At 68.8% G+C, this 12,990-nt stretch carries 9 protein-coding genes; 2 read left to right on the top strand and 7 right to left on the bottom strand.

The genetic code is table 11. From position 1 onward, the window contains the following. Positions 1 to 8: 8 nt before the first annotated feature. The 3 genes from VG561_RS01625 to ffh form a co-directional block, all read right to left on the bottom strand. On the bottom strand, positions 9 to 821 hold the full coding sequence (locus VG561_RS01625) for an aminotransferase class IV family protein (RefSeq protein WP_423179312.1): 813 nt from the start codon (positions 819 to 821) through the stop codon (positions 9 to 11). After that, the gene (locus VG561_RS01620) at positions 818 to 1,894 is read right to left on the bottom strand and encodes an NAD(P)H-dependent flavin oxidoreductase (RefSeq protein ID WP_046429548.1); all 1,077 of its coding nucleotides are present in this window, start codon (positions 1,892 to 1,894) and stop codon (positions 818 to 820) included. The genes VG561_RS01625 and VG561_RS01620 overlap by 4 nt, the downstream gene beginning before the upstream one ends. A 127-nt stretch (positions 1,895 to 2,021) precedes the next feature. Continuing rightward, positions 2,022 to 3,398, bottom strand: coding sequence for a signal recognition particle protein (ffh, locus tag VG561_RS01615; protein WP_005408591.1), 1,377 nt, complete (start codon positions 3,396 to 3,398; stop codon positions 2,022 to 2,024). A gap of 122 nt (positions 3,399 to 3,520) precedes the next feature. On the opposite strand from ffh, the gene VG561_RS01610 reads away from it, so the two are divergent. Beyond that, positions 3,521 to 4,315: a cytochrome C assembly family protein gene (locus tag VG561_RS01610; RefSeq protein WP_049441480.1), complete on the top strand. Its 795-nt coding sequence runs from the start codon at positions 3,521 to 3,523 to the stop codon at positions 4,313 to 4,315. A 99-nt stretch (positions 4,316 to 4,414) separates the two neighbouring features. Here VG561_RS01610 and VG561_RS01605 read toward each other — a convergent pair whose 3' ends face one another. The 4 genes from VG561_RS01605 to radA form a co-directional block, all read right to left on the bottom strand. After that, the gene (locus tag VG561_RS01605) at positions 4,415 to 4,879 is read right to left on the bottom strand and encodes a hypothetical protein (protein WP_049441566.1); all 465 of its coding nucleotides are present in this window, start codon (positions 4,877 to 4,879) and stop codon (positions 4,415 to 4,417) included. Positions 4,880 to 4,986: 107 nt separating this feature from the next. Further along, positions 4,987 to 7,293, bottom strand: a complete 2,307-nt coding sequence (locus VG561_RS01600; protein ID WP_049441479.1) for a tetratricopeptide repeat protein — start codon at positions 7,291 to 7,293, stop codon at positions 4,987 to 4,989. A gap of 48 nt (positions 7,294 to 7,341) precedes the next feature. Further along, positions 7,342 to 9,201, bottom strand: a complete 1,860-nt coding sequence (locus tag VG561_RS01595) for an ATP-binding protein (RefSeq protein WP_049441477.1) — start codon at positions 9,199 to 9,201, stop codon at positions 7,342 to 7,344. Positions 9,202 to 9,334: 133 nt separating this feature from the next. Then, entirely contained in the window at positions 9,335 to 10,711 is a 1,377-nt protein-coding gene (radA, locus tag VG561_RS01590) for a DNA repair protein RadA (protein WP_014646395.1), read from the bottom strand. A 149-nt stretch (positions 10,712 to 10,860) separates the two neighbouring features. On the opposite strand from radA, the gene VG561_RS01585 reads away from it, so the two are divergent. Further along, positions 10,861 to 12,918 (top strand): putative bifunctional diguanylate cyclase/phosphodiesterase, encoded by a 2,058-nt coding sequence (locus tag VG561_RS01585; RefSeq protein WP_111205796.1) that lies wholly within the window; start codon positions 10,861 to 10,863, stop codon positions 12,916 to 12,918. Positions 12,919 to 12,990 lie beyond the last annotated feature (72 nt).

Genomic DNA, 12,990 nt, shown 5'->3' with positions numbered 1-12,990 from the left:
GCCCGGGGTCAGAACCCTTTTGCGCCGCAAAAGGGATCTGACCCCAATCTGTCCCAAGGCACCGCCGCCAGCACTGCCCTGCCCCGTTCAGCCAAGGCCTGCGAGCCAGACAGCACGTGGCCATCGATGGCGTCCAGCGCCCATAGGCCGCTGGCGTTGCAGGCAAAAGCGGCCTTCACACTGTCCAGTTCAGCCAGCGCCAACGGCCGCGTCAACTGTGCGCCGGGCCAATGCTGCTTCAGCAACGTTTCGGCGGTCCCGCGCAGGGCCGGCGCCTGCGGCCAGAGCAGCCGTTCACCATCGTGCACGGCCAGGTTCCAGGTGCTCCCTTCACTCACGTCGCCATCGGCGGTTACGAACAGCACATCGTCGAATCCTTGCGCCATCGCCGCGCGCCGCTCGGCAAACAGGCCAAATGTGCCCACATGCTTGATCTGCGGCATTTCGCGCTGCCAGGCCACGCTGCGCACGCGCTTGGGCGCGGCCAGGGCCACCGGCGCTGAAACTACCACCAGCACGTCCACCGGCACGGCCGCCAGCGGATTGCGGAAATCGAAGCGGCGCGAGTACACCGTCACCCGCAGCGAGGCATCGGCCAGGCCGGCCTGCCGCAGCGCCTGCGCCATCCACGCCTGCACCTGCACCGTGTCCAGTTCGCTGCCGAACAGTTCGCGCGTGGCCTGCGACAGCCGCGCCAGATGGAGGTCCAGCCCCTGCACTGCACCACCACGCACCTGCAGCGAGGTGAAGTGGCCGTAGTTCACCAGCGCCGGCAGCAGGTCCGCCACCTGCGCCGGCTGGCCATTGCAGGTGACCCTCATCGCAGCAGCGCCTGCGCCTGTTCCCACATGCCGCGCAGCACGTCGGCGGCCGGCTGTGCAGGCGCCATCCACGCCGACTGCCCGGCCCAGGCCTGCATCGCCGCCAGGCGATTTTCCTGCACGGCCTGCTTGCGCATCGGCGCGGTCAGGCCACGCTGCACCGGGTACGGGCGCGGCGCAGGGGCGCCTTCGGCAGCAGCGGCGCGAACATACGCGGTCGCCAGGCCACGGCCAAGGCGGCCGCTGAACGCGCGCGTCGGCCAGGTATCTTCCGGTTCGCTGGCGGCCAGCCCATCGGCCCACGCCGACGCGATCGCCGCCTCGGGCGTGCGCAGGAAGGCGGTGCCGATCTGGACGGCGCTGGCCCCCAGGGTGAGTGCGGCAGCAATGCCACGGCCATCGGCGATGCCACCGGCAGCGATCACCGGAATCTGCAGGTGATCGGCCAGGCGCGGCAACAGCGCGAACAGCCCGACCAGCTGGCGTTCGGCCATTGCCGGATCAAACGCACCGCGATGGCCACCGGCCTCCATGCCCTGCGCCACCACGGCGTCGGCACCGGCGTCCTGTGCGGCACGCGCTTCGGACAAGGTGGTCGCGCAGGCGATCCAGGCAATGCCGGCGTCCTTCAGCTGCTGCACGTGGCGCGGCAGCAGCACGCCCATGATGGTCGACGCCACCGCCGGGCGTGCCGCAAGCAACGCAGCGAACTGTTCTTCGAAATCGGCAGGCGTGGCGTCGGCGGCGCTGGCCGGCACGTCCGGGCCCCACTGCGCGAGGAAAGCGCGGCTGGCGGCCTCGGCAGCGACATCACGGCTCGGTGCGGGGTCCGGCAGCCACAGGTTCACCTGCGCCGGGCCGGTGGAGGTCGCGCGGAAGTCCTCCATCCAGCGACCGATATCGGCCGACGACGACAGCACCGCGCCCATCGCCCCCATGCTGCCGGCATTGGCCAGCGCGGCGGACAACGGTACGGGGCAGGCACCGGCCATCGGTGCCAGCAGGATCGGAACGGAAATGCCAAAGCGCCGGCAGAACGCCTCGACGCGGGAAGTTACAGCGGAACTCTGCATGACGGCCCATCGTTTCGGACAGGCCCCCATGGTGCGCGCGGGACAGGGGAAGAGTCGAGCCTGCTGCTGCGCGCCGCCGCCCGAGCGTGAGCTCGGGCGCTACATCACACTGCGGACGGGGCCGTCATCAACGGAACGGCATGCCGCGGCCGCCCATGGCGCCCATCATGCCCTTCATGCTGCGCAACATGCCCTTCATGCCACCGCCGGCCATCTTGCTCATCATCTTTTCCATCTGCATGTACTGCTTCATCAGCTTGTTGACGTCGGCCGGGGTCACGCCCGAACCCTTGGCGATGCGCGCGCGGCGCGAGCCGTTGAGCAGGTTCGGGTTGCGCCGTTCCTTCTTGGTCATCGAGCTGATGATGGCGATCATGCGCGGCACTTCCTTGCCCTGGCTGACCTGCTGCTTCAGGTGGTCGGGGATGTTGCCCAGGCCCGGCAGCTTGTCCATCAGGCCGCCGATGCCGCCCATGTTCTGCATCTGCTCCAGCTGGTCGCGCATGTCGTTCAGGTCGAACTTCTTTCCCTTCGCGACCTTCTCGGCCAGCTTGGCGGCCTTGTCCTTGTCGACCTGCTGCTCCACCTGCTCGACCAGCGACAGCACGTCGCCCATGTCGAGGATGCGGCTGGCGATGCGGTCCGGATGGAACACGTCCAGGCCTTCCGGCTTTTCGCTGACACCGACGAACTTGATCGGCTTGCCGGTGATGTAGCGCACGCTCAGCGCGGCACCGCCACGGGCGTCACCGTCGGTCTTGGTCAGCACCACGCCGGTCAGCGGCAGCGCATCACCGAAGGCCTTGGCGGTGTTGGCCGCGTCCTGGCCGGTCATGGCGTCGACCACGAACAGGGTTTCGGCCGGGTTCACGGCAGCGTGCAGGGCCTTGATCTCGGCCATCATCGCTTCGTCGATGGCCAGGCGGCCGGCGGTATCGACCAGCAGTACGTCGACGAACGACTTGCGGGCATCGTCGATGGCGGCGCGGACGATGGCTTCCGGCTTCTGGTCGGCGCTGGACGGGAAGAACAGCACGCCCACCTGCTCGGCCAGGGTCTTCAGCTGCTCGATCGCGGCCGGACGGTAGACGTCGGCCGAGACCACCATCACCTTCTTCTTGCGCTTTTCCTTCAGGTGCTTGGCCAGCTTGCCCACCGTGGTGGTCTTGCCGGCGCCCTGCAGGCCCGCCATCAGGATGATCGCCGGAGCGGGCACATTGAGGTTCAGGTCGCTGGCCTCGGCACCCATCACCGCGGTCAGCTCGTCGCGCACGACCTTGATCAGGGCCTGGCCCGGGGTCAGCGACTTCAGCACTTCCTGGCCAACCGCGCGCACCTTGATGCGCTCGATCAGGGCCTGCACCACCGGCAGCGCGACGTCGGCTTCGAGCAGCGCGATGCGTACTTCGCGGGTCGCCTCGCGGATGTTCTCCTCGGTCAGGCGGCCGCGGCCACGCAGGCGCTCGATGGTGCCGGAAAGGCGCTGGGTCAGGGACTCGAACATGCGGCGCAACCTGTCTGAAAGCGGGGGACAATAAGGCAGACAGTATAACGGGTCCGGCTGTCCGCCCGGACTGCGACCACCGGGCCGTCGCCAGCATCACAGGGGTATGCGAAACTGCAACGATGACAATCGTTCTCATCGCCGTCCTGCTCTACCTGGCTGCCAGTGCCCTGCTGGTGCGCGCGCTCGGCCGCGATGAAAGCACCGGCTCCCCCACCTGGCTGTGGCCGGCCCTGCCAGCGATGCTGCTGCATGGCGGTTACCACGTGATGGTGGCGATGCGCACCAACGGCGGGCCGGACATGCACTTCTTCGCCGCGCTGTCGCTGGTCGGCCTGGGCATGGCCTGGCTGACCTCGCTGGTGGGCGCGCGCGGCCGCATGTCGGCGCTGGGCGTGGTGGTGTTCCCACTGGCCGCGGTACTGCTTCTGGCCTATCACGGCTACGGCCACGAGCCGAGCAAGGTGCTGGGCTGGCGCCTGGCCAGCCATGCCTGGCTGGCGCTGCTGGCCTACGCCACGCTGAGCATCGCCGCGCTGCTGGCGATCATGCTGTGGCTGCAGGAACGCGCGCTGCGCCGCCGTGAGTTCCGCCCGTGGCTGCGCGCGCTGCCACCGCTGGCCGACCTGGAATCGCTGCTGTTCCGGGTGATCACGGTCGGCTTCGCGCTGCTGACCCTGACCCTGGTCACCGGCGTGCTGTTCGTCGACGACCTGCTGGCGCAGAAGCTGGTGCACAAGACCGTGCTGAGCGTGCTGTCGTGGATCGTGTTCGGCGTGCTGCTGGTCGGACGCCGTCGTTACGGCTGGCGCGGCATGAAGGCGGTGCACTGGACGCTGGCGGCAATGCTGTTGCTGCTGCTGGCGTTCTTCGGCAGCCAGTTCGTGATCGAACTGGTGTTCGGGCATTCGCGATAAAGGCATGCCGACCAACGGTCGGCACCCACCCAACATCACCGGGTAGTGCCGGCCGCTGGCCGGCAACTGGACCGCACCCTGCGTGGATGCTGCCGCCGGTCAGGGCACCGGCTGCGCCAGGATCTTCCGCACCGAACGGCCGCTGTTGGTGAGGATGTCATCGACCTGCCAGCAGCCCTGGCCCTGGCGCACCATCGGCAGACGGGTCACGTAGGCCTTCTTCCATACCGCATAGCGCATCTCGACCTGGCCGGCAGTGGCCGAGGCCTCTTTCCAGCGGTAACGCACCGGGGTTTCAATGTCGCCGTCCTGCGCATCCAGCCACGGGTCGGAATCGATCGTGCAGATGCCCTCTTCGCGCTGCTGGCAGGCACGCTCGCCACGCAGTGCCTTGCCGAACGCCGGGCTGACCAGCGCGGGCGGTGGCTCCAGCAGGTCACCATTGTCGGTCGTGGCTTCGAAGAAGGCACGGGCAACGGCCATGGGCTCTTGGCAGGCCGGTGCGGCCTGCACGGTGGGGGCCAGCAGCAGCCCGGCGATCACGAACATCCCTGTCTTTCGCATGTATTCCATTCCCTGGGGGTGATGATGATCCGTTGTAGAGCCGAGCCCATGCTCGGCTGCTTTCCGCGTGGGCCGAGCGCAGGCTCGGCTCTACAGGAGCGTGCAGCTTACAGCCCGTAACGCTCGATCACGTCCAGATGCGGCTGGCGATCCTGGTCACAGGCTTCAGCCAGGCGCAGCCAGCAATGCGGATGCGGCCACGTCGCGGTGTGCTGCTGGAGGAAGCGGTGCAGCGCCAGCGGCGCATGGTCCTGCGGCTGGGCGACGGTGAACAGCAGGCCGGGCAGCGTGCCCTCCTCCCTGTCGGGGTCGGTGACGGTGTAGTCCGGGCGGCTGTGCGACCACACCTTCCAACCCTGCGCTTCGGCCGCCTCGACGAAGGCATTCCACGCCTCTTCGCCCGGGTGCGCGCCATCGATCATCCAGCTGCGGGCGAAGCCGCCGCGCTCCAGCACATGCACCTGCGCATAGGTCGGGATGAAATGCTCGCGCGCTTCCTCCTCCTCGGGTGCCGGATGCACCAGTGCGGCATCGAACACCACCCAGTCGCCCACCTGCTGGGCGCGGTTGGACGGCGCATTCTCGACGATGCGCGCGGTCACCGGTCCGCTGCGGCGGGCGTAGTACTCCATCGGCTCGCCGTTCTCTTCGCTGCGGATGATCACCCAGCCCCACGGTTCCTCGACCACGCCCTCGTGGCTGGACAGCTCCATGCCAATCGCCGCGGCCGAGCGGCGCACCGCGTCCCAGTCGCGCGCCGCGCTGGCCGCACTCATGTGGTCCCAATGCGCGGCGTTCGGCTCGTCCAGCAGCTCCACCAACTGCGCATAGCAGGCCTGGGCCTCGCTGAAGCGGCCGGTTTCCATGTACATGCGCGCCAGCGTGCCGCGCGCGCCGTGCGAGCCCGGAGACAGCTCCAGAAGCGATCGGGCCGCCTGCTCCAGCGCCGGCCAGTCGGACACCCGGCGTGCGCGCTGCACGTCGCACCAGTGCGCGAACACCGGCACGCTGCTGCGGTAGACCTCGGCCAGCTGGCGCAGGCCGTCGTCGTCCCCCTGCTCGGCCAGCCAGCGCATCAGCGTGTAGGCTGCGGGACCATCGTTCTGCGCATGGCTGCGTACGAACCGCCACAACAGCGCTCGCGCCTCGGCCTGCGCGCCGCAGGCGCTCAGCGCCGAGGCGGCCATCTCGGCCAAGGCCTCGTCATCGGGCAGCTGCGCCTGCGCCTGCAGCAACCACTGCGCCTCGCGCTCGGGGTCGCGCGCCTGGTTCTGTTCACCCTGCGCGTCCAGCCATGCCAGCAGCTCGCCGGCCGGCACCGGCAGCGGTGCGACATCCGGCAATGCATCGATGCGTGCCGCCAGGCCGGCCACCAGCGCTGCCGCCCCCCGGTCCTGGCGCAGCTGCGCCAGATGGGTACGCGCCAGTTCCAGCTGGCGCAGTGCCACCCAGCGCGCACCACGCTGCAGGGCAAGCTCCAGGCTCAGCGCTGCCACTTCGATCAGCAGGCGATGCGATCCGACCCGGGCGAAGTGCTCGATGATCGTGTTGAAGCGCGTGCCCAGGTCCCACGTATTGCGCGCAGGGTCACGCTGGCACAGCGCTGCGGCGGTGTTCGCCCACAGCCGCCAGTAGTTCGGGGTCAGCTCGCTCCACGGCACCAACTGCTGCAGCGCTTCTTCGTCGCGGCCCAGCTGGGCCAACGCCCATGCCTTGGACAAGCGGCGCGGCACCGTGCAGTTGGCCGGCTCATACTCCCCGGAGGCGGCCACTTCGGCTTCGCGCTTCTCGATCAGCGCCAGTGCCTCGTCGGCGCGGCCGACAGCGAGCAGGATCTTGATCTGCATCTCCGGGAAGCTGTCGAACACTTCCTTGCCACAGGCCTCCACGGCGTCGGCCTGCGCCTGCAGGTAATCCAGCGCCTCCTGGCCACGGCCATCGTCGAGCAGCGCATCGGCTTTCTCGCAGCTCAGGCACTGGAAGCAGGCCCAGCTGGGATCGATGCGGCCGAGGGTCTCGTCGCACACCTCGATGCGCTCGGGCACCCAGCCCGGGCCATCGATGTTGCCGTAGCAGGCGGCCAGGTCCTGGGTCACGCAGATCGACTGCGGGCATTCCAGGGTGTCTTCGCGGTGTGCCCGCTCGAACAGCGCAACGGCTTCGCCAAGTGCGCTCTCGCCTTCAACACGGTTGCCGACGCGGTTGCGCAGCGCCCAGTGGCCGACGTAGACGTCGACCCAGGGGTTGTCGAGCGCCTTGCCCAGTGCGCGTGCTTCGGGCAGCAGTGCATCGACACGGTCGATCTGCAGTTCACTGACCTCGTCGGCGAGGCGGTTCAGCAGGTGCGCGTTCTGCGCCTGGCCGGCCTGGCGCAGGTCGCCCTGCAGTTTTTCGACCCAGTTCCAGATGTCCATGGGGTAAGTACTCCTGTCTAGCGAAGGCTGGATGAGAGGGCGCGGTGCTCAGCGCAGCATCTGCTGCAGGGCACCGGCGATATCGGTAAAGGCGCCGTTGAGATCCGGGCCCTGCGTGGCGGTCGTTGCCCGGGCCAAGGGACGGCCCTGCGCAGCGACGATGATCTTCAGCGAGCGCAGCAGGCGTGCCGCCGCTTCGGCCTGCGGGTGGCCCTCGCGCTGGGCGCGCAGCAGCGCCTGCACCGCCGGGTTGTCGAGGTTGAGGTACAGCCGCGAGGGTGCACGCGATTCGATGCGTGCGGTGAACTGGCGCGCCAGGCGCAGCGCCGCCATCGAAACGCGCTTGTCGTTCTCGTCGTCTTCCAGGCGCTGCTTCAGTTCGGCCTCGCGGTCGGGCACCACCACCACCGGCAGTGCTTCCGGGCTGAAACGCGCCGGCAGCAGCTGCTCGCCATCACCCAGCTGTTCGCGCAGCCAGGCCAGCTGCGCGTCGTCGAGGCTGTCATCGCTGCGGAACAGTGCGCGATTGCCCTGCTCGGTGCCGAGTTCAACCAGGCGCAGGCCCTTGGCCTGGGCCCAGCGCCGCAGGAACGGCACCACCGCGTAACGATGGCCATGCGCGACCGGCACCCCCATCGCGCGGAACAGCATCTCTTCGAAGCCACCGCCATTGTCGAGGATGACATGCACGGCACCGCGCGCCGGCAGGGCACTGGCCGGCAGGTCGCCCTGCGAGGTCGGCACGCGCACATGCTCCATCAGCAGGTCGAACAGGCGGTCATCGCACAGCGCCGCGCCCAGCAGCGCCTCGTTGTGGCGGCTCAATACGCGTCGCCACGCCTCCGGCTGCTGCCGCGCAACGTCGGCCAGACCATCGATCAGCGCCTCCAGCAAGGCATGTTGCACAGCGCGGTACTGGTCATCGCGCTGCAGGTCTTCGCGGCTGGCGGTGGGAGTCAGCCGCGAGGATTCGATCACCCCGCCGATGAAGCCAGCCCACGGCGGCAGCAGGTCACGGGCATCGTCATCCAGCAGCATGCCGCGCACGAACACCGACAGGTTGCGGTTGTCGCTGGTGCCATAGGTGGCACCATCCTGCACCCACAGCAGGCCGGTGGCATCGCTGTTGCCGTCGGCACGCAGCGGCACGGTGACGATCGGCTCGAAATCGTGCTCGAAGCGCGCGGCGAACTGCAGTGCCTGGCGGCGTGCCTGCACCGGGTGCACGGCCACGTCACCCTGCCCCCGCCACGGCGGCGGCTCGGGGTTGAGCGCTTCGGTCGCAGCACCGATGAAGATCGGTTCGGACAGCAGCGCGCAGTAGCGGCCCAGCACCTCGTGCAGGCGCGCCTCGTTGGCCAGCGGCAGGAAGTCCGGATGCAGCTCCAGTTCCACCTCGGTGCCGACCGCACGTGCCGGCACTTCGCTGACGGTGTACTGCTCGGCATTGCTGGACACGTACAGATGGCCCAGCTCCGGCGTCTGGTACGAGGTGGTACGCACGCTGACCCGGCGCGCCAGCACGAAGGCCGACAGGAAGCCGAGGCCGAACATGCCGATCAGGCCTTCATCATCCTCGCCGCCCTGGCGCAGGCCACGGGTATAGCCGACGCCGACGGTGGCCAGGTAGTCGTGGATCTCCTGGCGGGTCAGGCCGGCACCGGTATCGGTGATGCGCAGCACGCCGGCACCGGCATCGACCTGCACCGAAATGCGCGAAGGCACCTCGACGCCGGGCTGCTCGATGCGGCGGCGGATGATCGAGTCGTGCGCGTTCTGCACCAGCTCACGCAGCGCCACCACCGGGGTGGAATACAGGTGCTTGCCCAGCACCGTCATCAGTCCATTGAGATCGACCCCGGCACGACGGATCTCGGCGTTGGGGGCGGTGAGCGCGGTGTCCTGCATGTAATCGTTTACTCCTGGGCACGGAAAGGCGCCAGAGGGCGCCTTCGTCGAGCGGGAAAAACTAGCACAGCCAGCCTGACCGTTGCCGTATATGACGTATGTAGAGGCAGGCCCCGCAGCAGCCCCCCATGCCTCACGCCGCGTCGATGGCCTCGGACAGGCGCTCCACCGCGATCACTTCCATGCCTTTCACCGATCCGCCCTTGGGCGCATTGGCCTTGGGCACGATGGCGCGCTTGAAGCCATGGGTGGCGGCCTCGCGCAGGCGGTCTTCGCCATTGGGCACCGGTCGGATCTCACCGGACAGGCCCACCTCGCCGAACGCAATCGTCTTTTCCGCCAGCGGCCGGTCCTGCAGCGAGGACAATACGGCCAGCAGCACCGGCAGGTCGGCGGCGGTTTCCTGCACGCGGATGCCACCGACCACGTTGACGAACACGTCCTGGTCGCCGACCAGCACGCCACCGTGGCGATGCAGTACCGCCAGCAGCATGGCCAGGCGGTTCTGCTCCAGGCCGACCGCGACACGGCGCGGATTCGACAGCGGCGACGCATCGACCAGCGCCTGCACCTCCACCAGCAGCGGCCGGGTGCCCTCGCGGGTGACCATCACGCAGCTGCCCGGCTGATGGGTGCTGCCGCCGGACAGGAAGATCGCCGATGGGTTGGAGACCTCCTTCAGGCCCTTGTCGCCCATCGCGAACACGCCCAGTTCGTTGACCGCACCGAAGCGGTTCTTGAACGCGCGCAGCAGGCGGAAGCGGCTGCCGCTCTCGCCCTCGAAATACAGCACCGCGTCGACCATGTGCTCGAGCACGCGCGGGCCGGCGATGCCGCCCTCCTTGGTCACGTGGCCGACCAGGAACACGGCGGTGCCGGTCTCCTTGGCGAACCGTACCAGCCGCGCCGCGCTCTCGCGCACCTGGCTGACCGATCCCGGCGCAGCGGTCAGGCTCTCGGTCCACAGGGTCTGCACGGAGTCGGCCACGATCAGCCGCGGGCCGGCCTTGGACGCATGCTGCAGGATCGATTCGACCCCGGTCTCGGCCAGCGCGTTGACCCCGTCCAGCGGCAGCTCCAGGCGGTGCGCGCGGCCGGCGACCTGCGCCAGCGATTCCTCGCCAGTGACGTACAGCACCGGCAGTTCGGCCGCCATCTTCGCCACCGCCTGCAGCAGCAGGGTCGACTTGCCGATGCCCGGATCGCCACCGACCAGCACCACCGCGCCCTCGACCAGGCCGCCGCCCAGCACCCGGTCGAACTCGCCGATGCCGGTGGAGACCCGGCGATGCTCGGTCTGCTCCACGTCCTTCAGGGCGGTGATCTTCGGCGGGTCGATCTTGCCGGCCCAGCCGGCCCGGCGCGAAGCCGGCGCCTTGGCCGCCGCCGCGCTTTCCAGCACGATCTCCGACAGCGAGTTCCAGGCGTTGCACTCGGTGCACTGGCCCTGCCACTTGCTGAATTCGGCGCCGCATTCATTGCAGACGTAGGCGGTGCGGGCTTTTGCCATCGGATGATTTCCAGCAACGGGAACAGGCGTGGCAGGATAGCCGAGCCGGGTCGCAGGTGCTGCGACCACTCAAGTCCTGCCCACCTGCGCCGATAGGGGTCGCGGGCGTGCGCCTTGCGGGCGCCCCTCCCTCCCCCACTGGATTCATCATGACTGGCAGCTACAGTCAGAGCCTGGTCATCATCTCCCTGCTGGTGGCCATTCTTGCTTCGTACACGGCGCTGGACATGGCCGGGCGCCTGGCCACGGCCGAGGGTCGCGTGGCCCGCTGGTGGCTGGCCGGCGGCGCGGCGGCCATGGGCCTGGGCATCTGGTCGATGCACTTCATCGGCATGCTCGCCTTCGACCTGCCGATTCCGGTGGGTTACGACCTTGGCATCACCCTGTACTCGCTGGCGGTCTCGATCGGCGCCTCGGCCTATGCGCTGTGGCTGGTGTCGCGGCCCAGCCTGCCGTGGCGCCGGCTGCTGGCCGGGGCCGTGCTGATGGGCCTGGGCATCGCCACCATGCACTACCTGGGCATGGCGGCGATGCGCATGCAGCCGGGCATCGACTACCACCCGGGCTGGTTTGCCGCCTCCATCGCGGTGGCCATCGGTGCCGCCGGCGCCGCACTGTGGATCGCCTTCCGCCTGCGCGCCGAGCGGCGCAACACCCTGCTGCTGCGCGCGCTTGCTTCGCTGGTGATGGGCCTGGCCATCGTCGGCATGCATTACACCGGCATGGCGGCGGCGCGCTTCCCCGAAGGCAGCATCTGTGGCGCCGTCGGCAGTGGCGGCATCGACACGCGCTGGCTGGCGGTGCTGGTGATCGTCACCACCGTGGCCACGCTGGGCATCGCCCTGGTCGCCTCTCTGTTCGACCGGCAGATGCGCGTGCGCACCGGTCTGCTGGCCGATTCGCTGGCGCACGCCAACGACAAGCTGATCCAGGCCGCGCTGCACGACCCGTTGACCCAGCTGCCCAACCGCATGCTGCTGCAGGACCGCATCGAGCAGGCCATCGAGAAGGCGCGGCGCCGCAACCATGCAGTGGCGGTGATGTTCTGCGACCTGGACGGCTTCAAGGCGGTCAATGATGCGTACGGCCACCAGCTCGGCGACCGCCTGCTGGTGGCGGTGGCACAGCGCATCGGCGGCCAGCTGCGACCGCAGGATACGTTGGCCCGCCTCGGCGGCGATGAGTTCGTGATCGTGCTGGCCATCGACATTCCCGATGATGCGGTGGTGGTGGCCGAGCGCATCATCGCCGCGGCCGGCGAACCGTTCCTGCTGGATGCGGCCGAACTGCAGGTCAGCGCCAGCCTGGGCATTGCCCTGTACCCGGATGACGCCGGCAACGAGCGCGAGCTGATGGCCCACGCCGATGCGGCGATGTACCACACCAAGGAAACCGGGCGGAACGGCTACACCTTCTTCACCCCCTCGATGCAGCTCAGTGCCAACCGCCAGCTGCGCCTGCTGCAGGACCTGCGCAAGGCCATCGCCCGCGACGAACTGATCCTGCATTACCAGCCCAAGTTCCCTGCCGCCGGCGCACCGGCCACCGGGGCCGAAGCGCTGCTGCGCTGGCAGCACCCGGAGCTGGGACTGCTGGCGCCGGACGTGTTCATCCCCATTGCCGAGCGCAGCGGCCTGATCCTGCCGATCGGTGACTGGGTATTGGACCGCGCCTGTGCGCAGCTGCGGGCATGGCACCAGGCCGGGCATACGGAATGGTCGATGGCGGTGAACCTCTCGCCGCTGCAGTTCGCCTCGCCGGCACTGCTGGACAGCGTGCGCGAGGTGCTGCACCGGCACCGGATCGAACCGGCGCGGCTGACCCTGGAGATCACCGAGACCACGGCGATGAAGGACGTCGATGCCAGCCTCGCGATTCTCAACGACCTGACCGCGATGGGCGTGCACATCGCCATCGATGATTTCGGCACCGGCTATTCCAGCCTGCTGTACCTCAAGCGCATGCCGGCCACCGAACTGAAGATCGACCGTGCGTTCGTGCACGACCTGGAGCGCAATGACGAGGACGCCGCCATCGTCTCGTCGATCATCGCGCTGGGCCGCACCCTGCAGCTGCAGGTGGTGGCCGAGGGCGTGGAGACGCAGGCGCAGCGCGAGTACCTGAGCGAACTGGGGTGTGATCAGTTGCAGGGTTACCACCTGGGCCGACCGATGGACGCCGAGGAATTCCTGCGCCGGGTGGGGTGAGGCGCCAGGTCCGGGGTCGGATCCCTTGCCGCAGGCAAGGGCTCTGACCCCATCCACGCATGGCGTGGATCT

This window comes from Stenotrophomonas sp. CASM110, from assembly GCF_049384345.1.
GTDB classification, from domain to species: domain Bacteria; phylum Pseudomonadota; class Gammaproteobacteria; order Xanthomonadales; family Xanthomonadaceae; genus Stenotrophomonas; species Stenotrophomonas muris.
Note: the sequence above shows the minus strand (reverse complement) of the source record. Positions and strands in the feature narration are given on the sequence as shown.

Coding starts and splice junctions, on each gene's coding strand:
- VG561_RS01620 (WP_046429548.1), bottom strand. CDS start 1,894: ATGCAGAGTTCCGCTGTAACTTCCCGCGTCGAGGCGTTCTGCCGGCGC.
- radA (WP_014646395.1), bottom strand. CDS start 10,711: ATGGCAAAAGCCCGCACCGCCTACGTCTGCAATGAATGCGGCGCCGAA.
- VG561_RS01595 (WP_049441477.1), bottom strand. CDS start 9,201: ATGCAGGACACCGCGCTCACCGCCCCCAACGCCGAGATCCGTCGTGCC.
- VG561_RS01610 (WP_049441480.1), top strand. CDS start 3,521: ATGACAATCGTTCTCATCGCCGTCCTGCTCTACCTGGCTGCCAGTGCC.
- VG561_RS01625 (WP_423179312.1), bottom strand. CDS start 821: ATGAGGGTCACCTGCAATGGCCAGCCGGCGCAGGTGGCGGACCTGCTG.
- VG561_RS01585 (WP_111205796.1), top strand. CDS start 10,861: ATGACTGGCAGCTACAGTCAGAGCCTGGTCATCATCTCCCTGCTGGTG.
- ffh (WP_005408591.1), bottom strand. CDS start 3,398: ATGTTCGAGTCCCTGACCCAGCGCCTTTCCGGCACCATCGAGCGCCTG.
- VG561_RS01600 (WP_049441479.1), bottom strand. CDS start 7,293: ATGGACATCTGGAACTGGGTCGAAAAACTGCAGGGCGACCTGCGCCAG.
- VG561_RS01605 (WP_049441566.1), bottom strand. CDS start 4,879: ATGCGAAAGACAGGGATGTTCGTGATCGCCGGGCTGCTGCTGGCCCCC.